26 protein-coding genes and 4 tRNA genes are annotated in these 26,003 nt (G+C 71.4%); 18 read left to right on the top strand and 12 right to left on the bottom strand.

The genetic code is table 11. The annotated features are described in order from the left end of the window. The first annotated feature begins 14 nt into the window (after positions 1–14). Positions 15–488 carry a transcriptional regulator NrdR gene (gene nrdR / locus FGG90_RS05500; protein WP_094129511.1) on the top strand — a complete coding sequence of 158 codons (474 nt, stop codon included), beginning with the start codon at positions 15–17 and terminating at the stop codon, positions 486–488. Between the two features lie 72 nt (positions 489–560). Beyond that, positions 561–1,595: a quinone-dependent dihydroorotate dehydrogenase gene (locus tag FGG90_RS05495; protein WP_094131484.1), complete on the top strand. Its 1,035-nt coding sequence runs from the start codon at positions 561–563 to the stop codon at positions 1,593–1,595. Between the two features lie 51 nt (positions 1,596–1,646). On the opposite strand, the gene FGG90_RS05490 is transcribed toward FGG90_RS05495, so the two are convergent. Next, positions 1,647–2,243: a DUF3043 domain-containing protein gene (locus FGG90_RS05490; RefSeq protein WP_094129514.1), complete on the bottom strand. Its 597-nt coding sequence runs from the start codon at positions 2,241–2,243 to the stop codon at positions 1,647–1,649. A gap of 40 nt (positions 2,244–2,283) precedes the next feature. Between FGG90_RS05490 and FGG90_RS05485 the strand changes: the two genes are divergently transcribed. The 6 genes from FGG90_RS05485 (at position 2,284) to FGG90_RS05460 (ending at position 7,851) form a co-directional block, all read left to right on the top strand. Continuing rightward, entirely contained in the window at positions 2,284–3,705 is a 1,422-nt protein-coding gene (locus FGG90_RS05485; protein WP_094129517.1) for a dipeptidase, read from the top strand. A gap of 131 nt (positions 3,706–3,836) precedes the next feature. Continuing rightward, positions 3,837–4,199, top strand: coding sequence for an iron-sulfur cluster insertion protein ErpA (gene erpA, locus FGG90_RS05480; RefSeq protein ID WP_012038530.1), 363 nt, complete (start codon positions 3,837–3,839; stop codon positions 4,197–4,199). A 122-nt stretch (positions 4,200–4,321) separates the two neighbouring features. Beyond that, positions 4,322–5,233, top strand: coding sequence for an aa3-type cytochrome oxidase subunit II (ctaC, locus tag FGG90_RS05475; protein WP_094129520.1), 912 nt, complete (start codon positions 4,322–4,324; stop codon positions 5,231–5,233). 12 nt (positions 5,234–5,245) lie between these two features. Further along, positions 5,246–6,991 carry an aa3-type cytochrome oxidase subunit I gene (ctaD, locus tag FGG90_RS05470; protein ID WP_175345470.1) on the top strand — a complete coding sequence of 582 codons (1,746 nt, stop codon included), beginning with the start codon at positions 5,246–5,248 and terminating at the stop codon, positions 6,989–6,991. A gap of 1 nt (position 6,992) precedes the next feature. Further along, on the top strand, positions 6,993–7,409 hold the full coding sequence (locus FGG90_RS05465; protein ID WP_094129523.1) for a cytochrome c oxidase subunit 4: 417 nt from the start codon (positions 6,993–6,995) through the stop codon (positions 7,407–7,409). A gap of 4 nt (positions 7,410–7,413) precedes the next feature. Next, positions 7,414–7,851 carry a GNAT family N-acetyltransferase gene (locus FGG90_RS05460; protein WP_094129526.1) on the top strand — a complete coding sequence of 146 codons (438 nt, stop codon included), beginning with the start codon at positions 7,414–7,416 and terminating at the stop codon, positions 7,849–7,851. A gap of 468 nt (positions 7,852–8,319) precedes the next feature. On the opposite strand, the gene FGG90_RS05455 is transcribed toward FGG90_RS05460, so the two are convergent. The 5 genes from FGG90_RS05455 to ctaE all read right to left on the bottom strand — a co-directional run bounded on the left by FGG90_RS05455 (position 8,320) and on the right by ctaE (position 13,639). Beyond that, a complete protein-coding gene (locus FGG90_RS05455; protein ID WP_094129531.1) occupies positions 8,320–9,198 on the bottom strand; it encodes a methyltransferase domain-containing protein in 879 nt (292 codons plus the stop codon). Positions 9,199–9,403: 205 nt separating this feature from the next. Then, the gene (gene qcrB, locus FGG90_RS05450; RefSeq protein WP_094131485.1) at positions 9,404–11,035 is read right to left on the bottom strand and encodes a cytochrome bc1 complex cytochrome b subunit; all 1,632 of its coding nucleotides are present in this window, start codon (positions 11,033–11,035) and stop codon (positions 9,404–9,406) included. Next, positions 11,019–12,128 carry a cytochrome bc1 complex Rieske iron-sulfur subunit gene (gene qcrA / locus FGG90_RS05445; protein ID WP_094129534.1) on the bottom strand — a complete coding sequence of 370 codons (1,110 nt, stop codon included), beginning with the start codon at positions 12,126–12,128 and terminating at the stop codon, positions 11,019–11,021. The genes qcrB and qcrA overlap by 17 nt, the downstream gene beginning before the upstream one ends. Before the next feature lie 45 nt (positions 12,129–12,173). Then, positions 12,174–12,974 (bottom strand): cytochrome bc1 complex diheme cytochrome c subunit, encoded by an 801-nt coding sequence (gene qcrC, locus FGG90_RS05440; protein ID WP_094129537.1) that lies wholly within the window; start codon positions 12,972–12,974, stop codon positions 12,174–12,176. 26 nt (positions 12,975–13,000) lie between these two features. Further along, positions 13,001–13,639, bottom strand: a complete 639-nt coding sequence (gene ctaE, locus FGG90_RS05435; RefSeq protein ID WP_081001874.1) for an aa3-type cytochrome oxidase subunit III — start codon at positions 13,637–13,639, stop codon at positions 13,001–13,003. Between the two features lie 80 nt (positions 13,640–13,719). Between ctaE and trpD the strand changes: the two genes are divergently transcribed. Together trpD and FGG90_RS05425 are read left to right on the top strand one after the other, a co-directional pair. Continuing rightward, on the top strand, positions 13,720–14,775 hold the full coding sequence (gene trpD, locus FGG90_RS05430) for an anthranilate phosphoribosyltransferase (protein WP_094129540.1): 1,056 nt from the start codon (positions 13,720–13,722) through the stop codon (positions 14,773–14,775). A 46-nt stretch (positions 14,776–14,821) separates the two neighbouring features. Then, positions 14,822–15,568 (top strand): SOS response-associated peptidase, encoded by a 747-nt coding sequence (locus FGG90_RS05425; protein WP_094129543.1) that lies wholly within the window; start codon positions 14,822–14,824, stop codon positions 15,566–15,568. Between the two features lie 97 nt (positions 15,569–15,665). Here the strand turns inward: FGG90_RS05425 and glpK are convergent, their stop codons facing one another. Both glpK and FGG90_RS05415 read right to left on the bottom strand, forming a co-directional pair. Next, positions 15,666–17,183 carry a glycerol kinase GlpK gene (glpK, locus tag FGG90_RS05420; RefSeq protein ID WP_094129546.1) on the bottom strand — a complete coding sequence of 506 codons (1,518 nt, stop codon included), beginning with the start codon at positions 17,181–17,183 and terminating at the stop codon, positions 15,666–15,668. Between the two features lie 27 nt (positions 17,184–17,210). Then, complete coding sequence (locus FGG90_RS05415) at positions 17,211–18,017, bottom strand: MIP/aquaporin family protein (RefSeq protein WP_210433060.1); 807 nt, start codon at positions 18,015–18,017, stop codon at positions 17,211–17,213. Positions 18,018–18,244: 227 nt separating this feature from the next. On the opposite strand from FGG90_RS05415, the gene dhaK reads away from it, so the two are divergent. Genes dhaK through dhaM form a run of 3 tightly spaced genes read left to right on the top strand, consistent with a single transcriptional unit; the run spans position 18,245 to position 20,634 of the window. Next, complete coding sequence (gene dhaK / locus FGG90_RS05410; protein WP_094129553.1) at positions 18,245–19,246, top strand: dihydroxyacetone kinase subunit DhaK; 1,002 nt, start codon at positions 18,245–18,247, stop codon at positions 19,244–19,246. A 3-nt stretch (positions 19,247–19,249) separates the two neighbouring features. Continuing rightward, the gene (dhaL, locus tag FGG90_RS05405; protein ID WP_094129556.1) at positions 19,250–19,903 is read left to right on the top strand and encodes a dihydroxyacetone kinase subunit DhaL; all 654 of its coding nucleotides are present in this window, start codon (positions 19,250–19,252) and stop codon (positions 19,901–19,903) included. Continuing rightward, a complete protein-coding gene (gene dhaM, locus FGG90_RS05400) occupies positions 19,900–20,634 on the top strand; it encodes a dihydroxyacetone kinase phosphoryl donor subunit DhaM (RefSeq protein ID WP_094129559.1) in 735 nt (244 codons plus the stop codon). The genes dhaL and dhaM overlap by 4 nt, the downstream gene beginning before the upstream one ends. 16 nt (positions 20,635–20,650) lie before the next feature. Here dhaM and FGG90_RS05395 read toward each other — a convergent pair whose 3' ends face one another. Continuing rightward, positions 20,651–21,067 (bottom strand): YchJ family protein, encoded by a 417-nt coding sequence (locus FGG90_RS05395; RefSeq protein WP_094129562.1) that lies wholly within the window; start codon positions 21,065–21,067, stop codon positions 20,651–20,653. A gap of 92 nt (positions 21,068–21,159) precedes the next feature. Between FGG90_RS05395 and FGG90_RS05390 the strand changes: the two genes are divergently transcribed. After that, entirely contained in the window at positions 21,160–21,675 is a 516-nt protein-coding gene (locus tag FGG90_RS05390) for a mycothiol transferase (protein ID WP_094129565.1), read from the top strand. Positions 21,676–21,721: 46 nt separating this feature from the next. Here the strand turns inward: FGG90_RS05390 and FGG90_RS05385 are convergent, their stop codons facing one another. Both FGG90_RS05385 and FGG90_RS05380 read right to left on the bottom strand, forming a co-directional pair. Beyond that, positions 21,722–22,213, bottom strand: a complete 492-nt coding sequence (locus FGG90_RS05385) for a glutathione peroxidase (RefSeq protein ID WP_094129568.1) — start codon at positions 22,211–22,213, stop codon at positions 21,722–21,724. Between the two features lie 129 nt (positions 22,214–22,342). After that, positions 22,343–24,103 carry a glycerol-3-phosphate dehydrogenase/oxidase gene (locus tag FGG90_RS05380; protein WP_094129571.1) on the bottom strand — a complete coding sequence of 587 codons (1,761 nt, stop codon included), beginning with the start codon at positions 24,101–24,103 and terminating at the stop codon, positions 22,343–22,345. 115 nt (positions 24,104–24,218) lie between these two features. Here FGG90_RS05380 and FGG90_RS05375 point away from each other — a divergent pair, with 115 nt between their 5' ends. Then, positions 24,219–25,178: a sugar-binding transcriptional regulator gene (locus FGG90_RS05375; protein WP_094129574.1), complete on the top strand. Its 960-nt coding sequence runs from the start codon at positions 24,219–24,221 to the stop codon at positions 25,176–25,178. 76 nt (positions 25,179–25,254) lie between these two features. Here FGG90_RS05375 and FGG90_RS05370 read toward each other — a convergent pair. Next, positions 25,255–25,327: transfer RNA gene (locus FGG90_RS05370), tRNA-Val, on the bottom strand. Between the two features lie 281 nt (positions 25,328–25,608). Between FGG90_RS05370 and FGG90_RS05365 the strand changes: the two genes are divergently transcribed. From FGG90_RS05365 to FGG90_RS05355, 3 genes are all read left to right on the top strand, one after another. Further along, positions 25,609–25,680, top strand: a tRNA-Gly gene (locus tag FGG90_RS05365). 51 nt (positions 25,681–25,731) lie between these two features. Then, positions 25,732–25,802, top strand: a tRNA-Cys gene (locus FGG90_RS05360). 13 nt (positions 25,803–25,815) lie between these two features. Beyond that, a tRNA-Val gene (locus tag FGG90_RS05355) sits at positions 25,816–25,890 on the top strand. The last annotated feature ends 113 nt before the right edge of the window (positions 25,891–26,003 follow it).

Here is a 26,003-nt window from a genome sequence, read left to right as displayed (position 1 = left end):
ATCCTGGGCACACGATGTTCTGCCCCTTCTGCCGCCACCCCGACTCCCGCGTCGTCGACTCCCGCACGAGCGACGACGGCCTGTCGATCCGCCGGCGCCGGCAGTGCCCCGAATGCGGCCGTCGCTTCAGCACCACGGAGACCGCGAGCCTCAGCGTGATCAAGCGCAACGGCGTGGTCGAGCCGTTCAGCCGGGAGAAGATCGTCACCGGCGTCCGGAAGGCCTGCCAGGGGCGCCCCGTCACCGACACCGATCTCGCGGTCCTCGCGCAGCGCGTGGAGGAGGCGATCCGGGCCACCGGCGCCTCGCAGATCGAGGCGAACGACATCGGCCTCAGCATCCTGCCGCCGCTCCGCGAGCTCGACGAGGTGGCCTACCTCCGCTTCGCGAGCGTCTACCAGGGCTTCGACTCGCTCGACGACTTCGAGTCCGCGATCGCCCAGCTGCGCGTGGCGCACGCCGCCTCGCCCGAGGCCGACGCGCTCTAGCCCGCCGCGCTCTGGCCCGTCGCGGGCGGGCGTCCGCGGGGCACGCGGTCGGCACCCGCTAGCCTGGTGGCGATGTATCCCCTCCTCTTCCGTACGATCCTGTCGCGCATGGACCCGGAGGACGCGCACCACCTCGCGTCCACGGCGATCGCCCTCCTCCCGTCGTCCGGCCTCGGTTGGATCGCCCGTCGGCTGACCGCACCGGATCCCTCGCTCGCGGTGGACGCCCTCGGCCTGCGCTTCCCGTCCCCCTTCGGCGTCGCCGCGGGCTTCGACAAGGACGCGCTGGCCGTGCTCGGCCTCGGCCAGCTCGGCTTCGGGCACGTCGAGGTCGGGACCGTCACCGCCGAGGCGCAGCCCGGCAACCCCCGGCCGCGCCTGTTCCGGCTCATCGACGACCGCGCCGTCGTCAACCGCATGGGCTTCAACAACGGGGGAGCGGCCGCCCTCGCCGACCGCCTCCGCCGCCTCCGCGCGCGACGCGACCGACCCGTCATCGGCGTCAACATCGGCAAGACGCGCGCCGTCGCGGTCGAGGACGCCGTCGAGGACTACGTGCGCTCGACGCGGCTGGTCGCGCCGGTCGCCGACTACCTCGCCGTCAACGTCAGCTCGCCGAACACCCCCGGCCTCCGCGGGCTCCAGGAGATCGAGCTCCTCCGGCCGCTGCTCACGCGCATCCGCGACGCCGCGGGCGGCGTGCCGGTCCTCGTGAAGATCGCTCCCGACCTGCAGGACGCGGAGGTGGAGCGCATCGCCGGCCTCGCCACCGAGCTGGGCCTCGCGGGCGTCATCGCGACGAACACCACGCTGTCCCGGTCGGGTCTCCGCACGGATGCCGCGGTCGTCGAGGCGGCGGGCGCCGGCGGGCTGTCGGGCGCGCCCCTCGCGCCGCGCGCGCTCGAGGTGCTGGGCATCCTGCGGCGGGTGCTCCCCGCCGAGGCATGCGTCATCTCGGTCGGCGGTGTCGACACGGCCGAGGACGTGCAGGCCCGGCTCGACGCGGGCGCCACCCTGGTGCAGGGCTACACGGCCTTCCTCTACCGCGGCCCGCTATGGGCACGGTCCGTCAACGCGGGCCTCGCGCGGATCCGTCGCGGTCGCTGAGCGGTACCCCGCGGAGGGGGAGCCCACCGGCCGTGCGGGCCGGACGGCGGATCAGCCGAACGTGACGTTCGCGCGCCGCTTCACCTGCGGCTTCGGCAGGCGCATCGGGCGCATCTGGATGGTGCGCATGCCCGTGTACCAGCGGATGCCGCGCTCGACGCGGTCGGCGCCGACCCGCGCGGCGATGGCGGCGCGCACGCGGCGGCCGGTGAGGTAGGCATCGACGATGGCGGCCAGCACGAACGCGTAGATCGACAGCAGCGGGATCGTGGCCATGTTGGCCGGCAGGACGAAGGTCAGCACGACGACGACGCCCATCACGGGCAGCAGCAGCTCGCCGACGCTCCAGCGCGCGTCGACGACGTCGCGGGCGTAGCGCTTCTGCGGACCCTTGTCGCGGACGGGCAGGTAGCGCTCGTCCCCGGCGGCCATGCCGGCGTTGGCCCGGGCGCGCGCCTCGCGCGCCTTCTCCTTGCTCTGCTGCGCGGCGAGCTTGCGGTCCTGCGGCACGAGGGGGCGCAGGTTCGCGGCCTCGCGCTCCCGGCGGGTGGGGGTGGGGCCCTTCTTCCCGTCGGCCGTGCGGCCCTCGACGCCCGCCGGAGCGGTCGTCTCGGAGGGGTTCTCTGCGGGGGTGTGCTGCTTCGCCACGTCTCTCGTCCTTGCCTGGAGTGAATCTAAGATTACCTGCATGACGCCTCCCGAGAGCTCCGCAGACGCCGTGACCGCACCGGACCCGGAGGCCGTCGACCGGCTCGCCGCCGCCGTCGCGGGCGGGTTCCCCGCCACCGTGGCCGACTTGTCCGCGCTCGTGCGCATCCCCTCGGTCTCCTGGCCCGCGTTCGACCCGACCCACGTCGCCGCCAGCGCGGACGCGGTCGCGGGGCTGCTCGCCGGCCTCGGCGTCTTCGACGACGTCTCCGTGCACCGCGCCTCGACCCCGTCCGGCGACGACGGGATGCCGGCGGTCCTGGCGACGCGCGCCGCGCGCGACGGCAAGCCCACCGTCCTCCTCTACGCCCACCACGACGTGCAGCCGCCCGGCGCGGACGAGCACTGGGAGACCCCGCCGTTCGAGCCGACCCTGCGCGGCGACCGCCTGCACGGGCGCGGCGCGTCGGACGACAAGGCCGGCATCATGACCCACGTCGCGGCGATCCGCGCCCTCGTCGAGGCGGAGGGCGACGACCTCGACCTCGGCCTCGCGGTCTTCATCGAGGGGGAGGAGGAGGCCGGATCCCGCTCCTTCTCCGACTTCCTGGCCAAGCACCACGACGCTCTGGCCGCCGACGTCATCGTCGTCGCGGACAGCGACAACTGGGACGTGGACACCCCGTCCATCACCATCGCCCTCCGCGGCAACGTCACGTTCCGCCTCACGGTCCGCACGCTCGACCACGCCTCGCACTCCGGCATGTTCGGCGGCGCCGTCCCCGACGCGATGATGGCCGCGGTCCGCCTCCTCGACTCCTTCTGGGACGCCGACGGCTCCGTCGCCGTCGCCGGCCTCGCCTCGACGGAAATGGACACCCCCGACTACGACGACGCCCGCCTCGCCGAGGAGGCCGCGCTGCTCGAAGGCGTGTCCCCGGTGGGCACCGGCCCGATCCTGACCCGGCTCTGGGCGCAGCCCTCCATCACGGTGACGGGCATCGACGCCCCCTCGGTCGCCAACGCGAGCAACACGCTGCTGCCCGAGGTCTCCGTCCGCATCAGCGCGCGCATCGCGCCCGGGCAGACGGCGGCCGACGCCTACCGGGCCCTCGAGGCGCACGTGCAGGGTCACCGCCCGTACGGCGCGCACGTCGAGATCAGCGACGTCGACCAGGGCGATCCCTTCCTCGTCGACACGAGCGGCTGGGCCATGGCCGAGGCGACCGCCGCCATGACCGCCGGATGGGGCCGAGCGCCCGTCCAGGCCGGCATCGGCGGGTCCATCCCGTTCATCGCCGACCTCGTCGAGGCGTTCCCGTCCGCCCAGATCCTCGTCACCGGCGTCGAGGACCCCGACACCCGCGCCCACAGCCCGAACGAGTCGCAGCACCTGGGCGTCCTGCAGCGCGCGATCCTCAGCGAGGCCGTGCTGCTCAGCCGCATCGCCCATCGCGACTGACCCGACCGTCCCGCGCGGATCCTCCCGGATCCCCGCGGGACGGCGGGAACACCCGGGTGACTCGCGCGGTTGCACGACGTAGACTCCACCGGAGTCGCCCGACCGCAGATCCCACCACCCGAGGAGTGCTCATGACCGACACCACGCTGACCGAGACCGCCCAGGCGGCCCACCGCGTCGGACTCACGGACACCGCCGCGAGCAAGGTCAAGAGCCTGCTCCAGCAGGAGGGCCGCGAGGACCTGCGCCTCCGCGTCGCCGTCCAGCCCGGCGGCTGCTCCGGCCTCATCTACCAGCTCTATTTCGACGAGCGCGAGCTCGACGGCGACGCCACGGTCGACTTCGACGGCGTCGAGGTCATCGTCGACAAGATGAGCGTCCCGTACCTCGACGGCGCGACCATCGACTTCGAGGACACCATCCAGAAGCAGGGCTTCACCATCGACAACCCCAACGCCGGCGGCTCGTGCGCCTGCGGCGACTCGTTCCACTGACACATGGAGCGGTAAGCGATCCGGCCCGGGAAACCGGGCTTCGAGCAGGGAGTCGTCCTTCGGGCGGCTCCCTGTCGCGTAGGGTGGAACCCGTCACATCCGGTTCTTCGAAGGGTCTGCACGTGCGCTTCACTCGCCGTCAACGTTGGCTGACGATCCCCGTCGCCATAGGCATCTCGGTACTCCTCGCGGGGTGCACGCAGCAGCAGCTCCAGGGCTTCCTCCCCACCGAGCCGGGCACCACGAACCACGTCGACTCGGTCATCGGCCTCTGGGTCACGGCCTGGATCGTCCTCCTCGCGGTGGGCGTCCTCACCTGGGGCCTCACCATCTGGGCCGCGGTCGTCTACCGCCGCCGCAAGGGCCAGACCGGCCTCCCGGTGCAGATGCGCTACAACATGCCGATCGAGATCTTCTACACGATCGTGCCGCTGATCCTCGTGCTCGGCTTCTTCGCCTTCACGGCCAAGGACCAGGCGGCCATCGAGGCCCGCTTCGACCAGCCCGAGGTCAAGGTCCAGGTCTTCGGCAAGCAGTGGGCGTGGGACTTCAACTACCTCGGCGGCCAGACCGAGGGCGGCCAGACCCTCGAGGGCGGCGCCTACGAGCAGGGCGTCCAGGCGGTCGACGACCCGACGGGCCCGCAGGGCTCGATCGACAAGGACAAGCTCCCCACCCTCTACCTGCCGGTCAACACCAAGGTCGAGCTCGAGCTCAACACGCGTGACACGCTGCACTCCTTCTGGGTGGTGGACTTCCTCTACAAGAAGGACCTCATCTCCGGCAAGACGAACTACATGACGTTCATCCCGGAGAAGCTCGGCACGTACCAGGGCAAGTGCGCCGAGCTCTGCGGCGAGTACCACTCCCTCATGCTGTTCCAGGTGAAGGTCGTGTCCGTCGAGGACTACAACGCCTACATCGAGAAGCAGAAGGCGGCCGGGTTCGCGGGAGACCTCGGCAAGGACTACGACCGCCTGCAGAACCTCCCCGGCACCGACGTGCCGGCCACCTCCGAGTCGTCCGAAGAGTAGGGCAGCAGAAACGTGACATCGACCCTCAACCGTCCCACCGCGATCCCCGCGGGTCAGGCGAAGGTCCTCGACGGAAACGGCAAGGCCGAACGTCGTGGCAACGTCGTGGTCAACTGGATCACCTCCACCGACCACAAGACGATCGGGTACCTGTACCTGATCACCTCGTTCCTCTACTTCTGCCTCGGCGGCGTCATGGCGCTCGTCATCCGCGCCCAGCTCTTCGAGCCGGGTCTGCACGTGGTGGAGACGAAGGAGCAGTACAACCAGCTCTTCACCATGCACGGCACGATCATGCTGCTGATGTTCGCGACGCCCCTGTTCGCGGGCTTCGCCAACGTGCTCATGCCGCTGCAGATCGGCGCGCCCGACGTCGCGTTCCCGCGACTCAACGCGTTCGCGTACTGGCTGTTCAACTTCGGCTCGCTCATCGCGGTCGCCGGCTTCCTCACCCCGGCCGGAGCGGCCTCGTTCGGATGGTTCGCCTACGCGCCGCTGTCCAGCACGACGTTCTCTCCAGGGTTGGGCGGCAACCTCTGGGTGATGGGCCTGGCGCTCAGCGGATTCGGCACCATCCTCGGCGCGGTCAACTTCGTGACGACCATCATCACGATGCGCGCCCCCGGCATGACCATGTTCCGCATGCCGATCTTCACCTGGAACATCCTCGTCACGTCGATCCTCGTGCTCATGGCGTTCCCGGTCCTCGCGGCCGCGCTGTTCGGCCTCGGCGCCGACCGCATCTTCGACGCGCACATCTACGACCCGGCCAACGGCGGCGCCATCCTCTGGCAGCACCTGTTCTGGTTCTTCGGGCACCCCGAGGTGTACATCATCGCGCTGCCGTTCTTCGGCATCGTGTCGGAGGTCTTCCCGGTCTTCAGCCGCAAGCCGATCTTCGGGTACAAGACCCTCGTCTACGCGACCATCTCCATCGCGGCCCTCTCGGTCACGGTGTGGGCGCACCACATGTACGTCACCGGATCCGTCCTGCTGCCGTTCTTCTCGCTCATGACAATGCTCATCGCGGTCCCCACCGGCGTGAAGATCTTCAACTGGATCGGCACCATGTGGCGCGGCTCGGTCACGTTCGAGACGCCCATGCTCTGGGCCATCGGCTTCCTCATCACATTCACCTTCGGCGGCCTGACCGGCGTCATCCTGGCGTCGCCCCCGCTCGACTTCCACGTGTCCGACACGTACTTCGTCGTCGCGCACTTCCACTACGTGGTGTTCGGCACCGTCGTGTTCGCGATGTTCTCCGGCTTCTACTTCTGGTGGCCCAAGTGGACGGGCACGATGCTCAACGAGCGTCTCGGCAAGGTCCACTTCTGGCTGCTGTTCATCGGCTTCCACACGACGTTCCTCATCCAGCATTGGCTCGGCGTCATGGGCATGCCGCGTCGCTACGCGACGTACCAGCCCGAGGACGACTTCACCTGGATGAACCAGCTGTCGACCATCGGCGCCGGCATCCTCGCGCTGTCGATGATCCCGTTCTTCCTGAACGTCTGGATCACCGCCCGCACGGCGCCGCGCGTCACGGTCAACGACCCGTGGGGCTACGGTCGCTCGCTCGAGTGGGCCACGTCCTGCCCGCCGCCGCGGCACAACTTCACGTCCATCCCGCGGATCCGCTCGGAGGCCCCGGCCTTCGACCTCAACCACCCCGAGGCGGGCATCCCCGTGGGAATCGGTCCGGCGAAGGACGCCCCGGACGCCGCGACCTACGACATCTCCAGCGACAAGGTGAAGTGACGTGCGCGCCAATAGGAACCTCTTCTACGTCCTCGCGGTCTTCTTCGTCATCGCGGCGGCCGCCTACACGATCTGGCACCTCATCGACCAGAACACGGTCGAGTGGGTCGGCACGCTGGCCATCGCCCTCTCAGGGGTGCTGGCCGCGTTCATCGGCTTCTTCGTGGCCCGCCTCTACGCGGCGCAGAACGGCGAGCTCCCCGAGGACCGCAGCGACGCCAACGTCGACGACGGCGACCCGGAGCTCGGCTTCTTCAGCCCGTGGAGCTGGTGGCCGGTCATCCTGGCTGCCGGTGCGGCGTCCGTGTTCCTCGGCCTCGCCGTGGGCATCTGGATCGCCATCATCGGCGGCGGGCTCGCGCTCATCGCGCTCGTGGGATGGACCTACGAGTACTACCGCGGCTACTTCGCCCGCTGATCCCGTGGTCGACATCCGGCACGCGCTCGCCTCCGACGGAGACGCCGTCTTCGCCCTGTGCCAGCAGCTCGACATGATCAACGCCCCGGCGACGCGGGACGACTTCGACGTCACGTTCTTCCACATCCTGCGGGCGAACAAGGACGTCGGTCGCGACGTGCTCCTGGTCGCCGAGGATGCGGGTCGTGTCGTCGGGTACGCGTACCTGGTCGTCAGCCGCCTGCTCTACGCGGGAGGGCTCAGCGCCCACCTCGAGGAGCTCGTGGTGGACGGGGAGGCGCGCAGCGCCGGTACGGGCTCGGCCCTGGTGCGCGCGGTCGAGCGGCTCTGCGGCGACCGCGGCGTGGGCCAGATCACGATGAGCACCCGTCGTGCCGGCGACTTCTACAAGCGCCTCGGGTACGAGCGGACGGCCGAGTTCTACAAGAAGCTGCTGCGCTGAGACGCTGACGTCGGAGACGCCCGAACCGCGAGAGCGGGGCCGGGCGTCTCTCGTATGCGGGAGCGCTTGCTGCTGCCGGGACACGGACCGGGACGCACTCTGCCCCGCTCCTGAGCCCGGGGGCAAGGGCTGGCTCCGCAGCGCCGAGGGCCTCATGGGCCACCGGATGCCCGAGATGCGCGGGCAGCTCCGCGTCCGACGTCGGACGGCTCTCGCCCGTGATGTCGCACATCCGGTCCATGCAGTGAGCTGCGCTGCGCTGCACTGCGCTGGACGCCGTGCCGCTGTCCGGACGAGGGCGTCCTCGTCCGAGTCATGGCTGCCTGCTGTTCGTCGGATCGTGCTGTCGCGGCACGCGGGTCACGGCGGAGCTGGACCTCATTGCGCTGACCGGGCGCTCGTGACGGACGCGGGCACGAGGTAGCGGGCACCCGCTCGGCGTCGTCCCGCTGCGCCGTCAGTGCCCGATCAGGTGCCCGGGGAGTCGGAGCGCCGCATCAAGTGGATTGTCACGTCGAGCGTCACCTCGATGGGGGAGGACCTTGCTTCCGGGCACGGGACGTCGGATCCCCCGCGCGCATGGCGGTGGTGCGCGGACGGACCCATGCCGAGCAGGCGGTCGATGTCGTCCGCAGGCAGCAGCAGGTCGTGGCGGATGCGCGTCTCGGACAGGGGCTCGAAGAGCGCGTCCGCGGAGGCGAGGATGCGCTCGCGCTTGTCGGCCTGGATCCCGACCGCTCGGCCGGCCTCGCGCAGCTGGCGGAGGTGCTCGGGCCCCGCCGCGACGATGAGGAGGAGGCCGCCGCGCCCGAGGACGCGATGGAAGTCGGCCATGTTGCGCGGGGCGAACACGTCGAGCACGAGATCCGCGACGCCGTCTCGGACGGGCAGGCCGGCCCAGGTGTCGGCTACGACTCCGTCGACGTCGTGTCGTCCCCGTACGGCCGTCCGGACGGCGTCGACGGAGAGATCGGCCGCGAGACCGTGCGCGTCCGACAGGCGGTCGAGGAGGGCTCGCAGGTAGTGGCCCGTGCCGCATCCGGCGTCCAGGACTCGGCGCGATCTGTCGGCGTCGGTGACACCGTGCTCGCCGATGCCGAGCACGTCGGCGATGCCCTGGGAGATGGGGGAGTAGTGCCCCGCATCGAGGAATCGGCCACGGGCCGAGAGCATCTCGGCGGTGTCGCCGGTCACGCGCGTGCCGGCGGGCAGCAGGGAGGCGTAGCCGCGCTTGTTGGCGTCGACGGCGTGCCCGCGTCGGCAGCGCAGCACGAGGGGCGGCACGGCCTGTAGGTCGTCGCCGCAGACCGGACAGCGGAGCCATGCCGCGAGGCGGTCGAGGTCCATGTGCGCTCCTCGTGGCGGGTGGTGGATGTCGGGTGACGCGTCAGCAGTGGCGGGACGGACAGGAGGGGTGAGCGTCCGCCGGTAGCCGGAGCCGCGTTGCGCGGCGTCGCAGGGCGAACCAATCGAGCCGGACGCACGAGAGCCGGTCCGGCGTGATGCCGGACCGGCTCTCGGTCGCGCTCGGGATCAGACCGAGCGGGTGCTGCTAGTGGTGGTCGCCGTGGCTGCGCTCGACGTCCTTCGTGGTGACCGGGGAGATCCGGTCCTCGAAGAACCACTTGGACAGCGCCGCACGTGCCCGCTGGTTGACCGTGATGCGTCCACGGCTGTCCGGGCGGATCATGAGCGGCTTGTAGTCGTCGTAGCTGACCAGGCGCCAGCGCTCGTACTCGTCGAGCTGCTCGTGCACCTCGATGAACTCGCCGCCGGGCAGCTTCACGATGCGGCCCGACTCGACGCCGTGCAGGGCGATCTCGCGGTCCTTCTTCATGAGCGCGAGGCAGATGCGCTTGGTGACCTGGTAGGCGATGACCGGTCCAAGGATCAGCAGCGCCTGCAGCGTGTGGATGACGCCCTCCATCGACACCTTGAAGTGGGTGGCGATGAGGTCGGAGCTCGCGGCGGACCAGAGGACCGCGTAGAACGAGACGCCGGCGGCGCCGATCGCGGTGCGCGTCGGGGCGTTGCGCGGACGGTCGAGGATGTGGTGCTCGCGCTTGTCGCCCGTGATCCACGCCTCGATGAAGGGGTAGAGCGCGACGAGCACGATGAACAGACCCAGGACCGTGATCGGCAGGATGATGTTGAACGAGAACGTGTGGTCGAACAGCACGAACTCGAGTCCCGGCGGGACGAGGCGCAGGGCGCCGTCCGCGAAGCCGATGTACCAGTCGGGCTGCGTTCCCGCCGACACCGGCGAGGGGTCGTAGGGGCCGTAGTTCCAGATCGGGTTGATCGTGAAGAACGAGGCCATCACGACGATCACGCCGAAGACGACGAAGAAGAACCCGCCGGCCTTGGCCGCGAAGGTGGGGAGGACCGGCACGCCGACCACGTTCTCGTTCGTGCGGCCGGGGCCGGCGAACTGGGTGTGCTTGTGCACGACCACGAACAGGAGGTGGAGCGCCAGGAACGCCACGAGGATCGCCGGCAGCAGCAGGATGTGCAGCGTGTAGAGCCTCGGGATGATGTCGGTGCCCGGGAACTCGCCGCCGAACAGCAGGAACGAGATCCACGTGCCGATGACCGGGATGCCCTTCACCATGCCGTCGATGATGCGGAGGCCGTTGCCGGACAGCAGGTCGTCGGGGAGGGAGTAGCCCGTGAAGCCCTCGGCCATCGCGAGGATGAACAGGACGAAGCCGATGAACCAGTTGAGCTCACGGGGCTTGCGGAACGCACCCGTGAAGTAGATGCGCAGCATGTGCAGCCCGATGGACGCCACGAACAGCAGCGCCGCCCAGTGGTGGATCTGCCGCATGAGCAGCCCACCGCGGATGTCGAACGAGATGTCGAGCGACGAGGACATGGCGACGGACATCTCGACGCCCTTGAGGGGCGCGTAGGAGCCGGAGTAGTGCGTCTCCGCCATGGACGGGTCGAAGAAGAACGTGAGCCACGAGCCCGTCAGCAGGATGACGACGAAGCTGTAGAGCGCCACCTCGCCGAGCATGAAGGACCAGTGGTCCGGGAAGATCTTCCGCCCGAACTCCTTGACGGCGACGCTGACGCTGGTGCGCTCGTCGAGGTAGGTCGCGGCGGCGGCGGTGAGGCCGCCCCCGCTCTTGGCGGCGGGCGCGGCGGCACCCGTCGTGGTCGGATCAGCTGTTGTAGTCACCACGACGCTCCCAGAAACTCGCCCCTACGGGCTCGGTGAAATCACTCTGTGCAATGAGGTAGCCCTCGTCGTTGACGGCGATGGGCAGCTGCGGCAGGGGCCGCTTGGCCGGTCCGAAGATGACCTCGCAGTGGTTGGTCACGTCGAACTGGGACTGGTGGCAGGGGCAGAGCAGGTGGTGGGTCTGCTGCTCGTAGAGCGCCACCGGGCAACCCACGTGCGTGCAGACCTTGGAGTAGGCGACGATCCCGTCGTACGACCAGCCCTTGCGCTCCGGGGCCTCGACGAGGTCCTCGGGACGCAGGCGCATGAGCAGCACCGCGGCCTTGGCCTTCTCCTCGAGCTTGCCCTCCTCGAGGTCCATGAGGGACGCGGGGATGACGTGGAACGCGGAGCCGATCGTGACGTCGGACGCCTTGATGGGCGTGCCGGAGGGATCGCGGGTGAGGACCTCGCCCTTCTTCCACAGCGTGTGGCTGAGGGCGGAGGCGGGCTCCTCGGCGCTGCCCGGGTAGAGGTCGCGGAAGAGCACGACCGCCGGGAGCGGGAAGGCGACCAGGGCGCCGATGAGGCTGTTGCGGATGAGCGAGCGGCGGCCGAAGCCGGACTCCTCGTTCGCCTGGGCGAAGATCTCGACCGCGCGGGCCTGCGTGGCGGGAGAGCCGCCCTGCGGGTGGCGCTCGTCGATCAGCTCGTGGTCGCTCATGAGCGCCTTCGACCAGTGGATGGCGCCGATGCCGAGGCTCAGCAGCGCGAGCGCGATGCCGACGCCGAGGAACAGGTTGTTGAGGCGCACGCTGCCCGGGTCGTCCGCGTAGATCGGGAAGCCGAAGTAGGCCCCGATGGCGAACACGCTGCCGACGATGGACAGGTAGAACCAGGTGTAGACGACGCGCTCGGCCGTCTGCGCCTTCTTCGGGTCCTTGTCGGTGACGCGGAGGCGGTGCTCCGGGAAGCCGGGGTTCTGGAACGCGTCGCGCGTGGCGACGGCGGTGCCGCCCGGGAGGACGACGTCACGGCCGGCGGACTCGAGCTCGCCGGCGTCGTAGCCCGCGGGGACGACGCCCGACTCGTCCTTATCGTCGTGTGCCATGTGCGTGCCTCTCGTGTGTTCTGGTGCGTGTCATCGATGCGGGCGTCAGTTGGACCGGGCCGTGAGCCACACGGTCAGGGCGACGATGCCGCCGAGGCCGAAGATCCACATGAACAGCCCCTCGGAGACCGGGCCGAGCCCGCCGAGGTCCGCGCCGCCGACGTTGCTGTTCTGCTCGATGTACTGGAGCGACGTGATGATGTCGCGCTTGTCCTCGGGGGAGATGTTGGTGTCGTTGAAGACCGGCATGTTCTGCGGGCCGGTGACCATGGCCTCGTAGATGTGCACCGGGTCCACGCCCTTGAGGCTCGGGGCGAACTTCGCCTCGGTGAGGGCGCCTCCGGCCCCCGCGACGTTGTGGCACATGGCGCAGTTGATGCGGAAGAGCTCGGCGCCGTTCGCGGGATCGCCCTGCCCGTCGAGGTACTGGCTGGCCGGGATCGCCGGTCCGGGGGCGAGCGAGGCGACGTAGGCGGCGAGCTCCTTGACCTGGTCGTCCGTGAACTGCGTCGGCTTCTCCTCCGCCTGGACCGTGGTGGCCTGGAGGGGCATGCGGCCGGTGCCCACCTGGAAGTCGACGGCGGCGGCGCCGACGCCGATGAGGCTCGGGGCGACGCCCGTGCCGGTCGCGTCCATGCCGTGGCAGGTGGCGCAGTTCGAGCCGAAGAGCTTCTGGCCCTCGTCGATGGTCTGCGCGCTCTTGAGGTCGACCTGCGCCGATGCGGTGCCCGTCTGGATCAGCGCGTAGGCGCCGCCCGTGAAGAGCAGGCCGATGGCGAGGAGGGCGACGGTGGTCAGGGGGCTGCGGCGACCGGTGCGACGGGCGCGTGCTGTCTTGGTGCTCATGCTGTGGTTGTTGCTCCCGCTCGGTGCTATTTGAGGACGTAGATGACCAGGAAGAGCCCGATCCAGACCACGTCGACGAAGTGCCAGTAGTAGGACACGACGATGGCGCTCGTCGCCTCCCGGTGCCCCATCGACCGGACCGCGAAGATGCGGCCGATGACGAGGAGGAAGGCGATGAGCCCGCCGGTGACGTGGAGGCCGTGGAAGCCCGTGGTCATGTAGAACGCCGAGCCGTAGGCGTTGCTGCTGAGCGTGATGCCCTCGGTGACGAGGGTGGCGTACTCGAAGATCTGCCCGACGACGAAGATGGCGCCGAGGGCGTAGGTGAGGAAGAACCACTCGACCGTGCCCCACTGGCTGGGCTTCCAGCCCGTGGCCCGCGCCTGCAGGCGCTCCGCCGCGAAGACGCCGAACTGGCAGGTGAACGAGCTCGACACGAGGATGAGCGTGTTCACCAGCGAGAAGGGCACGTTGAGGCGGCCGGCCTCGAACTCCCAGAGGGCGCCGGACGTGGAGCGGAGGGTGAAGTAGATCGCGAAGAGGCCCGCGAAGAACATCACCTCGCTGCCGAGCCACACGATGGTGCCGACGGCGACCGTGTTCGGCCGGTTCACCACCGGCGCGGTGGATGCAGGGGAGATTGAGGTGGTCGTCACAGGTTCCATTATGACCTAGGCCGACGACACCCGATGCCCACCCGGGCCGCCCGTGAGATCCGATCCAGCCTCTCGTTAGGCTGATCCGCATGCCCTCCGCCCCGACCTGGCCCGCGCTCATCACCACCCTGATCGAGGGGGGCCACCTGTCGGTCGCGGAGTCCACCTGGGCCATGCGCCAGGTCATGCGGGGCGAGGCCACGCCCGCCCAGCTGGGCGGGCTCCTGGTGGCGCTCCGGGCGGCCGGCGAGACGGTGGACGAGATCGTCGGGTTCCGCGACGCCGTGCTCGAGGAGGCGCTGCCCCTCGACGCCGATCCCCGCGCGCTCGACATCGTGGGCACGGGAGGGGACCCTTACGGCGCGGTGCTCAACATCTCCTCGGCGGCGTCGGTGATCGCGGCCGCGGCGGGCGTCCCCGTCATCAAGCACGGCAACCGCGGGGCGAGCTCCGCCTCGGGCGCCTCCGACGTGCTGACCGCCCTCGGCGTCGACCTGACGATCACGCCCGGGCGCGTCGGCGAGGTCCTGCGCGAGACGGGCATCACGTACGCCCACGCGGCCCTCTTCCACCCGGGCTTCCGCCACGCGGCGGCCACGCGGCGCGAGCTCGGCATCTCGACGCTCTTCAACGTGCTGGGGCCGCTCTGCAACCCGGCGCGGCCCGAGGCGTCCGCCGTGGGCGTCGCCGACCTGTCCCGGGTCCCGCTCATGGTGGGCGTGTTCCGCACCCGCGGGGCGACGGCGCTCGTGTACCGGGGCGACGACGGCATCGACAAGCTCACGACCACCGGCCACAGCCACATCTGGGAGGTCAGCCGGGGCGCGGTCACCGAGCACGACCTCGACCCCCTGGAGCTCGGCATCCCGCGCGCGCCGGTGGAGGCCCTCCTCGGCGAGGGGATCGAGGAGAACGCCGCCGTCATCCGGCGGGTGCTGGCGGGCGAGCCGGGGCCGCAGCGCGACGTCGTCCTGCTCAACGCGGCGGCCGGGCTCGAGGCGTTCGACCTGATGGGGGATCCCACGCGCGTCCAGCAGCCCATGGCGCGTCGGCTGCGCGAGAAGCTCCTCGTCGCCGCCGACGCCGTGGACTCGGGCCGCGCCGCCGCGAAGCTCGAGGAGTGGGCGGCCGCGACCCGCGCCTGATCCTCCCGGGCGCGGCGATGTCGCGCGCACGGCGGATGATGGACGCATGTGCGGGAGATTCGTGGTGGCGCGCGCGACGGGCGATCTCGTCGGCGACTGGGCGGTCGACGACGTGGAGGACGAGGGTCCGCCGGCGTCGTGGAACGTGGCGCCCACGACGACGGTCCGCATGGTCGCCGACCGGCGTCCGCGCGACGACGCCGCCGGTCCGTCCCGACGCGTGGCCACGGTCGCTCGGTGGGGGATCGTCCCGCCGTGGGCGCGGTCGCCGCAGGGGCCGCCGCTGATCAACGCGCGCGTCGAGACCGTGACCGAGAAGCCGACCTTCCGGAAGGCCGTGCTGTCGCGTCGCGCGATCGTGCCGGCCGACGGGTACTACGAGTGGCAGGCGACGGCGGACGGCAAGCGTCCCGTCTACCTGCACGCCGAGGACGAGCGGCCCCTCGCGTTCGCCGCCGTGTACGAGCACTGGCGCGACCCCGCCGTCGCCGAGGGGGAGCCCGAGGCGTGGCTGCGGAGCCTCGCCATCATCACGTCGGCCGCGAGCGACGCGCTCGGGCGCATCCACGACCGGACGCCCGTGATCGTGCCGCGCGACCGGCTGGACGACTGGCTCGACGCCGGCACGACGGCGGTGGAGGACGTGCGGCACCAGCTCGCGTCGCTGCCCGAGCCGCACCTCGTGCCGCGGCTCGTCTCCACGCGGGTGAACAGCGTGCGGAACGACGGCCCGGACCTGATCGCGCCGGTGGACGACGTCCCCCCGGACGGCGGGCAGCCGACGCTCCTCTGAGCGGCGAGGGCCTCCCGCCCGCGTCGACGAGGGGCCGGAGACGCCGCACGCCCCGGCGCCGAGCGGCGACGGGGCGTGCGGATCGTGCGGGTGCGGCCTACTGCACGTCGTCGTCGACCCAGTCGAAGGTCTTCGTGACGGCCTTCTTCCAGAGGCGCAGCTGGCGCTCGCGCTCGGCGTCGTCCATGTCGGGCGTCCACCGGCTGTCCTCCTGCCAGTTGCTGCGCAGGTCGTCCAGGTCCTTCCAGAACCCGACGGCGAGGCCGGCGGCGTACGCGGCGCCGAGCGCGGTGGTCTCCGCGACGACGGGGCGGACGACGGGGACGCCGAGGATGTCGGCCTGGAACTGCATGAGCAGGTTGTTGGCGATCATGCCGCCGTCGACCTTGAGCTCGGTGAGGTCGACGCCGGAGTCGGCGTTGACGGCGTCGAGCACCTCGCGCGTCTGGAAGGCCGTGGCCTCCAGCGCCGCCCGGGCGATGTGGCCCTTGTTGACGTAGCGCGTGAGGCCGACGAGCGCGCCCCGCGCATCCGAGCGCCAGTACGGCGCGAAGAGGCCGGAGAAGGCGGGGACGAAGTACACGCCGCCGTTGTCCTCGACCGTGGCGGCGAGGGTCTCGATCTCCGCGGCGCTCGACACGAGGCCGAGGTTGTCGCGCATCCACTGCACGAGCGAGCCCGTGACGGCGATGGAGCCCTCGAGCGCGTAGTGCGGCTCCGCGTCGCCCAGCTTGTAGCCGAGCGTCGTGAGGAGGCCGTTCTGCGAGTGGATGATGTCGGTGCCGGTGTTGAAGATCAGGAAGTTGCCGGTGCCGTACGTGTTCTTCGACTCGCCCTGGTCGAACGCCGCCTGGCCGAAGGTGGCGGCCTGCTGGTCGCCCAGGATGCCCGCGATGGGCACCTCGCGCAGGAGGCTCGAGGACTCGACCCGGCCGTAGACCTCGGAGGAGCTCTTGATCTCGGGGAGCATCGAGCGCGGCACGTCGAACGCCTTCAGGATCTCGTCGTCCCACTGGAGGGTCTCGAGGTCCATGAAGAGCGTGCGCGAGGCGTTCGTCACGTCGGTGACGTGGACGCCGCCGTCGGTGCCGCCCGTGAGGTTCCAGAGGACCCAGGTGTCGGTCGTGCCGAACATCAGCTCGCCGGCCTCGGCCTTCTCGCGCGCGCCCTCGACGTTCTCGAGGATCCACACGATCTTGGTGCCCGAGAAGTAGGTGGCGAGCGGCAGCCCGACGGTGGGCTTGAAGCGCTCGACGCCGCCGTCGGCCGCGAGGCGGTCGACGATCTTCTGGGTGCGCGTGTCCTGCCAGACGATGGCGTTGTACACGGGCTTGCCCGTGGTGCGGTCCCACACGACGGCGGTCTCGCGCTGGTTCGTGATGCCCACGGCCTCGACGTCGTGGCGCGTGATGTCGGCCTTGGACAGCGCCTGGCCGATGACCTCGCGCGTGTTGCGCCAGATCTCCATCGGGTCGTGCTCGACCCAGCCGGCGCGGGGGAAGATCTGCTCGTGCTCGAGCTGGCCGGTGGACACGATGGATCCGCTGTGGTCGAAGACGATGGCACGCGTGCTGGTGGTGCCCTGGTCGATGGCGACGATGTACTTCTCGCTCATGTGGTCTCTCCTGTGGGGTTCGGGGTTCTAGAGGATGGGGAGCAGCGCGTAGGACGCGAGGCCGGCGAGCAGGCCGCCGACGGCCGGGCCCACGACGGGGACCCAGGCGTAGGACCAGTCGCTCGAGCCCTTGCCCTTGATGGGGAGGATCGCGTGCGCGATGCGGGGGCCGAGGTCGCGCGCCGGGTTGATGGCGTAGCCGGTCGGCCCGCCGAGGGACGCGCCGATGCCGACCACGAGGAGGGCGACGGGGATCGCGCCGAGGGCCGAGAGGCCGGCCGGGGTGGCGGCGTCGGCGTCGGGGTTGTTCGCGAGGCTGAAGCCGAGGATCACGATGACGAGCACGAAGGTGCCGATGATCTCGGTGACGAGGTTCCACGCGTAGTTGCGGATGGACGGGCCGGTCGAGAACACGCCGAGCTTGGTGGCCGCGTCGGGCTCCTCGTCGAAGTGCTGCTTGTAGGCGAGCCAGCAGAAGACGGCGCCGATGATCGCGCCGACCATCTGGGCGAGGATGTAGACGGGGACGCTCGCGACGTCCTCGATCTTGCCGGCGGCGAGGAGGCCCAGCGTCACGGCCGGGTTGAGGTGCGCGCCGGACGCGTAGGAGACGGTGACGCCGGCGAAGACCGCGAGGCCCCAGCCGAAGTTGACCATCAGGGTGCCGCCGGCGAGGCCCTTCGACTTGATGAGCGCGACGTTCGCCACGACTCCGCATCCGAGGAGGACGAGGAGGGCGGTGCCCACCGTCTCCGACAGGAATATGACTCCAAGATCCACTGCGTGGTGCTCCGATCGTTCGTCGAGGCGCGGGTACGACCTCTGCCGCATCATCGCGGTGGCTCCAATCTAGTGCCGGGGCACCTGGGCGCCCGCCCGCGCGTGGCCGCTCCGCGACGCCGATCACGGCCCTGCGGGGGCCGTCCGTCCCGCCCGGTGCCGTGCCCGCCGCCGGGCGTATGTTGAGCACGCACCCGAGTCGCCGCCGACCGAGTCCCGTCCTCGATCCGGCTCGGACGCCCGGGCGCCCGCGCGCCGCCCGCGACCCGCGAGGAGCCGCCGTGAAGAAGCTGATCAACGACCCGAGGACCGTCGCCGAGGAGGCCGTCGCGGGGTTCGCCGCGGCGCACGCCGACCTCGTGACGCTGTCCCCGGACCCGCAGTACGTCCGACGCGCGGAGCCCACCCGGCCCGGACGCGTCGCGCTCGTCAGCGGAGGCGGCAGCGGGCACGAGCCCCTGCACGCGGGCTTCGTCGGCCACGGGATGCTGGACGCCGCGGTGCCCGGGCCGGTGTTCACCAGCCCCACTCCGGATCCCGTCGTCGCGGCCACGCTCGCCGTGGACGCCGGCGCCGGCGTCCTCCACATCGTGAAGAACTACACGGGCGACGTCCTGAACTTCGAGACGGCGGCCGAGCTGGCGGAGGCGGAGGGCGTGCGCGTGCGGACGGTCGTCGTCGACGACGACGTCGCGGTGACCGACTCGCTCTACACGGCCGGCCGACGCGGCGTCGCGGGGACGGTGCTGGTGGAGCGGATCGCCGGGGCCGCGGCCGAGCGCGGCGACGACCTCGACGCCGTCGCAGGCGTGGCCGAGCGGGTGATCGCGGGTGTGCGCAGCATGGGCGTCGCGATCCGCGCCTGCACGGTGCCGCACGCGGGGGAGCCGAGCTTCGCGCTCGAGGACGACGAGATGGAGATCGGCATCGGCATCCACGGCGAGCCCGGCCGGGTGAAGCTGCCGCTGGAGCCCGTGGACGCCATCGTCGACCGGCTGCTCGACCCCGTCCTCGAGGACCTGGGGGCGCCGGCCGGGAGCCGCGTGCTCCTGCTGGTGAACGGGATGGGGGCGACGCCGCTGTCGGAGCTCTACATCGCCTACGCCCGCGCGGCCGCGGTGCTCGAGGAGGCCGGCCTGACCGTCGCCCGGAGCCTCGTGGGAGACTACGTCACGGCCCTCGACATGGAGGGCCTGTCCCTCACGGTGCTGCTGCTCGACGACGAGCTCACCGAGCTGTGGGACTCACCCGTGCAGACCGCCGCCCTGCGGTGGGGGAGGTAGCAGATGGCACTAGGGACCGACTGGGCCGTGGCCTGGACCACGGAGGCGGCGCGCGTCATCGCCGCGAGCCGGGGCGACCTCATCGCCCTCGACCGCGAGATCGGCGACGGCGACCACGGCGAGAACCTCGACCGCGGATTCAGCGCCGTCGGCGCGAAGCTCGACGCGCTCGCCGCCGACGCGACGCCGGCCGACGCGCTGAAGGCCGTCGCTACCACGCTCATCTCCACCGTGGGCGGCGCGTCCGGCCCGCTCCTCGGCACCGCGTACCTCAAAGCCTCCGCCGCCGTCGCCGGCCGCGTCGACCTCGACGGACCCGCGCTGGCGGACCTCCTCGAGGCGGCGGTCGGCGGCATCGTGCTCCGCGGCAAGGCCGAGCGGGGCGACAAGACCATGGTGGATGCCTGGGGGCCTGCCGCCGAGGCGGCCCGACAGGCCGCCGACGCCGGGGCGGAGCCGGCCGACGTGCTCGCGGCCGCCGCCGATGCCGCCGAGCGCGGCGCCGAGGCGACCGAGCCGCTCGTCGCGCGCAAGGGCCGCGCCTCCTACCTGGGCGAGCGCGCGATCGGGCACCGCGATCCCGGCGCCCAGTCGTCCGCGCTGATCCTCCGCGCGGCGGCCTCGACCGCCCGCGACGCCGAGGGGGCCGCGTCGTGAGCGTCGGGCTGGTCCTCGTCTCGCACAGCGCCCTGATCGCGCACGGCCTCGTCGACCTCGCGCGCCAGATGGCGCCGACCGTCGCGCTCGTCCCCGCGGGGGGATCCGGCGACGGCACGCTCGACGACGCCGGCATCGGCACGAGCTTCGACGTGGTCGCCGAGGCGCTCGCCGACGCGGAGGGCGGCGACGGGGTGGTCGTCCTGGCCGATCTCGGATCCGCCTACCTCACGGCCGAGACCGCCGTCGACCTGCTCGACGACGACGCCCGCGCCCGCGTCGTGGTCGTCCGCGCCCCGCTCGTGGAGGGCGCCGTCGCCGCGGCCGTGGCCGCCGAGACGGGCGGGACCCTGGAGGAGGTGGCCGCCGCCGCCGCGTCGGCCTCTACCGCCGACGCGGAGGAGGACGCCGACGCCGGGCTCGCCCCGGATCCGCGCGCCGACGGCTCGGAGCCCGCCCCCGCGGGAGGCGCCGGCACGGTGCGCGGCGAGGCCGTGCTCGTGAACCGCGACGGGCTGCACGCGCGTCCCGCGGCGGACTTCGTCACGCGCGCCTCGGGCTACTCGTCCGCGATCACCGTGAACGGGCAGAACGCCGCGTCGCTCCTGGGCGTCATGGCGCTCGGCCTCACGCGCGGCGCGCACGTCGTCATCGAGGCGACGGGGGAGGACGCCGAGGAGGCGGTCACCGCGCTCGTCGAGCTCATCGACTCCGGGTTCGGCGAGGCCTGACCGGCGACGCCGCGGGTCACTCCGCGTCGACGTAGACCCAGGATCCGCCGTGTCGGGCGAAGCGGCTCGCCTCGCGCTGCGTGCCGCGCTCGCCGTCGTGCCGGTAGGCCGCCTCGAACTCGACCACGCCCGTGGCGTCCGCCGGCCCGCCGCGGGCGGTTCGCACGATCGTGAGGCGGAACCACCGGATCCCGGGATCGAGCTCCAGCTCGGCGGGGCGCGTCGACGGGTGCCAGCTCCGCGCGAGGTGCGCGGCGTCCCCGCGCGCGTAGGCGGAGAAGCGCGAGCGCATCAGCCGCTCGGCCGTGGGCGCCGCGACGTCGCCGCGGTGGATCGGGCCGCAGCACGCGCCGTAGGCGTCGCCGCTCGTGCAGGGGCACCACGCGTCGTCGTCCGGCGTGGACCACGGGGCGTCGGGGGAGAGTCGCGTCACCCCGCGAGCCTGCCACGTCGTCGTCGCGGACCGGGGGCGGAGCAGGATGGGAGGGCGCTCGTCCGGGCGCGCACCCGACCCGAGGAGATCCCATGACCCCCGCCATCGACCTGCTCGTCGACGCCTACGGACGCATCGGCGAGATCGTGCACGACGCGGTCGACGGGCTCGACGCCGACGACCTGGCGTACCGCCCCGACGACGAGGCGAACACGGTCGGCTGGCTCGTCTGGCACCTCGCCCGCGTGCAGGACGCGCAGGTGGCCGACGTCGCGGGCGCACCGCAGTCCTGGACCGCGGGCGGATGGGCGGAGCGCTTCGCCCTCCCGTTCGACGCGTCCGCCACCGGGTACGGGCAGTCGCCGGAGGACGTCGCCGCCCTCGCGGGGACCGGCCCGGAGCTCCTCCTCGGCTACCTCGACGCCGTGCAGGCGGCGACGCTCGCGTACCTCGCCGGCCTCGGCGAGCCCGAGCTCGCGCGCGTGGTGGACGAGGACTGGACGCCGCCGGTCACGCTCGCCGCCCGCCTCGTGAGCGTGCTCTCCGACGACCTGCAGCACGCCGGCCAGGCGTCCTACCTCGCGGGCGTCGTCGCGCGCCGGGGCTGAACGCGGCGCGCCGGGCGCCACGGGCCGACCGTGCGCGACAGGCGGCTCAGCCGGGCAGCTCCGCCTCGATGAGCGAGACGATCTCGGGGGCGTCCGGCTCCACCGTCGGCCGGAAGCGATGCACGGCGCCGGAGGGCGTGACGACGAACTTCTCGAAGTTCCACTTCACGCGTCCGGCCTTGCCCTCCGCATCGGGCGCCTGCGTCAGCTCCGCGTAGACGGGGTGGGCCGAGCGCCCGTTGACCTTGACCTTCTCCATCATCGGGAAGGTGACGCCCCACGTGGTGGAGCAGTACTCGTCGATGGCCTCCGAGGATCCGAGCTCCTGCAGGAACTGGTTGCTGGGGAAGCCGATGACCGTGAAGCCGCGCTCCCCGTACGTGCGCTGCAGCTGCTCGAGCTTCTCGTACTGCGGCGCGAGGCCGCAGCGGGAGGCGACGTTGACGACGAGCACCACCTTGTCGGCGTACGCGCCGAAGGTGGTCTGCTCGCCCTGGAGCGTCGTGAGCGGGATCGGGTCGAGCCGGGGATGGGTCATGGCCCGAACCTAGACCCGCCGGCTGACAGCGGCGCGGCGCGATCGGGACGCACGCCCCCACGACGCAGGGGCCGGTCGCCCCTCGGCGACCGGCCCCCGGCTGCGGATCCGCTCCGCTAGCGCGTCGTGCTAGTTCGCGAACTCCGTGACGGTCGCGTCCGCGGACACCTTCGTCGCGCCCACGTCGACCCCGTGGTACGTGCTCAGCACGTCGACGGTGTCCTGGATCTCGGCGTCGCGCTCGTCGTCGCTCCAGCCGAGCGCCTCCTGCAGCACGTCCGCGATCTCCGCCAGCATCTCGTGCGTCACGCCGCCGACGAACGCGAGGTTCGTGCGCCGCAGGACGACGTCGGAGAGGTGCACCGCGTCCTCGTGCGTGGCGAAGTACGCGATCTCGGCGCGGGTCAGCTGCGGGTCGGTCGCGAGCGGCGTCGAGGGCTGGCCGGACAGCACGTCGATCACGCTCGTGGCGCGCGTGCCGTAGCGGTTGAGCAGGCGGTCGACCTGCTCGGTGCCGATGCCCTCCGCGCGGGCCGCCTGCGTGGCGATCCAACGGGCGCGGGCGGTGCTGGAGGACGGGAAGTCCTTGCCGCCGCCGATGGGCATGCCCGTCGTGTCGACCGAGCGCTCGACGCCGAGGCGCGTGGTGGCCTCGGTCGAGAGGTGCGCGGACAGCGCGCGGAAGGTGGTCCACTTGCCGCCCACCAGGCTCAGCACCTTCGCGTCCGGGAGCCCGGCGATCTCGGTCTCGACGATGCGGTAGTCGCGCGACACGAAGCCGGGCGCCGTGTCCTCGTGGCGCGGCAGCGGGCGGATGCCCGAGTAGCGGTACACGATGTGGTCGCGGCTCAGCTCGATCTGCGGGAAGACGTGCTTGACGAGGTCGAAGAAGTAGTCGACCTCCTCCTCGGTGCAGACGGCGGGCTCCCGCGGGTCGGCGTCGATGTCGGTCGTGCCGATGAGGACGCGGCCCTTGAGCGGGTAGATGAGGACGATGCGGCCGTCGTTGTTCTCGAAGAAGATCTCGCGGCCCTTGGTGGCCTCGAGCAGCTCGGCGTTGTCGACGACGATGTGCGAGCCCTTGGTGCCGCCCATGAACTTGGTGTCGCCGCCCATGGCGTCGTTCGTGAGGTCGGTCCAAGGACCGGACGCGTTCACGACGACGTCGGCCGTCACCACGAACTCGGTGCCCGAGATCACGTCGCGCAGCTTCACGCCGCCGTCCTCGACGCCCACGGCCTCGAGGTAGTTCGCGCTGCGCGCGTGGTCGCCCGCGGCGAGGCCGTCCTTCAGCACGTCGAGCGCGAGGCGCTCGGGCTCGTGCACGGAGGCGTCGTAGTAGGTGCCGGTGAACTTGACGTCCTTGTTGAGGGCGGGCATGTCCTCGCGGGCGGCCTTGCCGACGCGGAAGCGGTGGCGCGGGACCGAGCCGCCGTCACGGGAGAAGGAGTCGTACAGCGTCATGCCGACGCTGATGAGGAGCGCGCCGCGCTCCTTGGTGCTGCGCTGCTTGTGCGTGAGCATGCGCAGCGGCGCGTTGAGGATGCCGGAGAACGTGGAGAAGATCGGCATCGTGGTCTGCAGCGGCTTCACGTAGTGGGGCGCGATGCGGATGAGGCCGTTGCGCTCCTCGACGGACTCGCGCACGAGGCGGAACTCGCCGTTCTCGAGGTAGCGGATGCCGCCGTGGATCATGTGCGAGCTGGCGGCCGAGGCGCCGGAGCCGTAGTCGGCGCGCTCGACGAGGACGACGTCGACGCCCTGGAGCGCCAGGTCGCGGAACGTCGCGATGCCGTTGATGCCACCGCCGATGACGAGCACCTGCGCGCTCGGGCGGTCGTGGATGCGGGCGACGTTGTCCCGCAGGTCGGTCTTCTTCGACGTGGTCACGAGGAGGCTTCTTCCTGTTGTCCTGATGCGTGCGTGGTGCGCGTGCTGATGCCTCCATCATCCGCCCGCGAACGGATCCCGCGAAGCCCGTGCACGGATGTGCAAGCATCGTCGGATGGTCGACGGCATCGCGCACGAGCGCACCCAGGACGCCCTCCGCGCGGCGCACCTCTACTACATGCAGGACCTGACGATGGAGGCCATCGCCCGGGAGCTCGGCACGAGCCGCTCCTCCGTGTCCCGGCTGCTCGCCTTCGCCCGGGAGTCGGGCCTCGTGGACATCCAGATCCGCTCGCCGCTCGACCTCGCGACCGTGCTCGGGGAGCAGCTGCACGACCGCTACGGCGTCGTCGCCCACGTGGTGCCGGTGCCCGACCAGACGAGCGACGTCGACCGGGTCGACCGCGTGGCCCTCTCGGCTGCACGGATGCTCACCCAGTACGTCGACTCGAACATGGTGGTGGGTGTCGCGTGGGGGTCCACGGTCAGCGCCGTCAGCCGCTACCTCGTGCCGAAGCCCACGCACAACACCCTCGTCGTGCAGCTCAACGGGGCGGGCAACGTGCGCACCACCGGGATCATGTACGCGAGCGAGATCCTCCGCCGGTTCGGCAAGGCCTACGGCGCGACCGTGCAGCAGTTCCCCGTGCCGGCGTTCTTCGACGACCCGGCCACGAAGCTCGCCCTCTGGCGGGAGCGGAGCACGAAGCGGGTGCTCGAGCTCCAGGAGCGCATGGACATGGTGCTCTTCGGCGTCGGATCCCCGGTCGCCCTCGTGCCGAGCCACGTCTACTCGGGCGGGTACCTCGAGCGGTCCGACCAGCGCGCGCTCGACGCGGACGGCGTCGTGGGCGACGTGTCGACCGTCTTCTTCCGCGAGGACGGGTCCTCGGCCGACATCGCGATCAACGCGCGGGCCAGCGGCCCGGACCTCGCCACGATCCGCCGCGCGCCGCGGCGCGTGTGCGTGGTGGCGGGGGCGTCCAAGGCGCGGAGCGTGCGCGGGGCGCTGGCCGCGGGGCTCGTGACCGACATCGTGCTCGACGAGGGGACGGCGCGGGCGCTGCTGCAGTGACGATGGCGCTGCCCGGATGGCGTCGCGGCGATGCCGCGGGCTGCCCGCCGTGCGGCGGAGGGGGAGTGGTGCTCGGTGGGCGATACCGGACTCGAACCGATGACCTCTTCCGTGTGAAGGAAGCGCGCTACCAACTGCGCCAATCGCCCGTGCTCGCACCGCGGACGGTGCGGATCCATGATGCCATACCGCGGGGGCGGTCGCGGTCACGTCGGACGTCGCCGGCCCGTCGAGGGCGGGAGGCCGCGCGACACGCCCGGGGTGGTCCGGCGCGCTCGTCCACCCGATCCGCGTGAACACGGGGCAACGGGCGGGTGGACGCGTCCCGGGGAGCGTTCGGGCGGGCGTCGTTTTGCACCCGCGCCAGGAGATCGGCTAGAGTCATCGAGCACGCAGGGACGCCGGGAAGCCGGCGGACAGCGTGTGGAATGCGGATGTGGCGCAGTGGTAGCGCATCACCTTGCCAAGGTGAGGGTCGCGAGTTCGAATCTCGTCATCCGCTCGAACAGGGGCCCCGAGAGGGGTCCCCTTTCACAAGGTGGGAACCACCGGTGGTGGGGTGGCCGAGAGGCGAGGCAGCGGCCTGCAAAGCCGTCCACGCGGGTTCAAATCCCGTCCCCACCTCGAGCAAGAGCATGAGCGATTGGCGCAGCGGTAGCGCGCTTCCCTGACACGGAAGAGGTCGCTGGTTCGATCCCAGTATCGCTCACCATCCAGAAGGCCCCGGGAGACCGGGGCCTTCTGCTTTTCCCGGGCACCCGCTCCCGCCGCCCGATCCGGCCGTGCGCGGCGCTCTCCGTCAGCCCCGCGCCGCGACCGCCGCCC

Origin of the sequence: Clavibacter michiganensis subsp. tessellarius, from assembly GCF_021922985.1 — a bacterium.
Taxonomy (GTDB): domain Bacteria; phylum Actinomycetota; class Actinomycetes; order Actinomycetales; family Microbacteriaceae; genus Clavibacter; species Clavibacter tessellarius.
The sequence above is the reverse complement of the archived record's forward strand: the minus strand, read 5'-3'. Positions and strand labels throughout refer to the sequence as shown.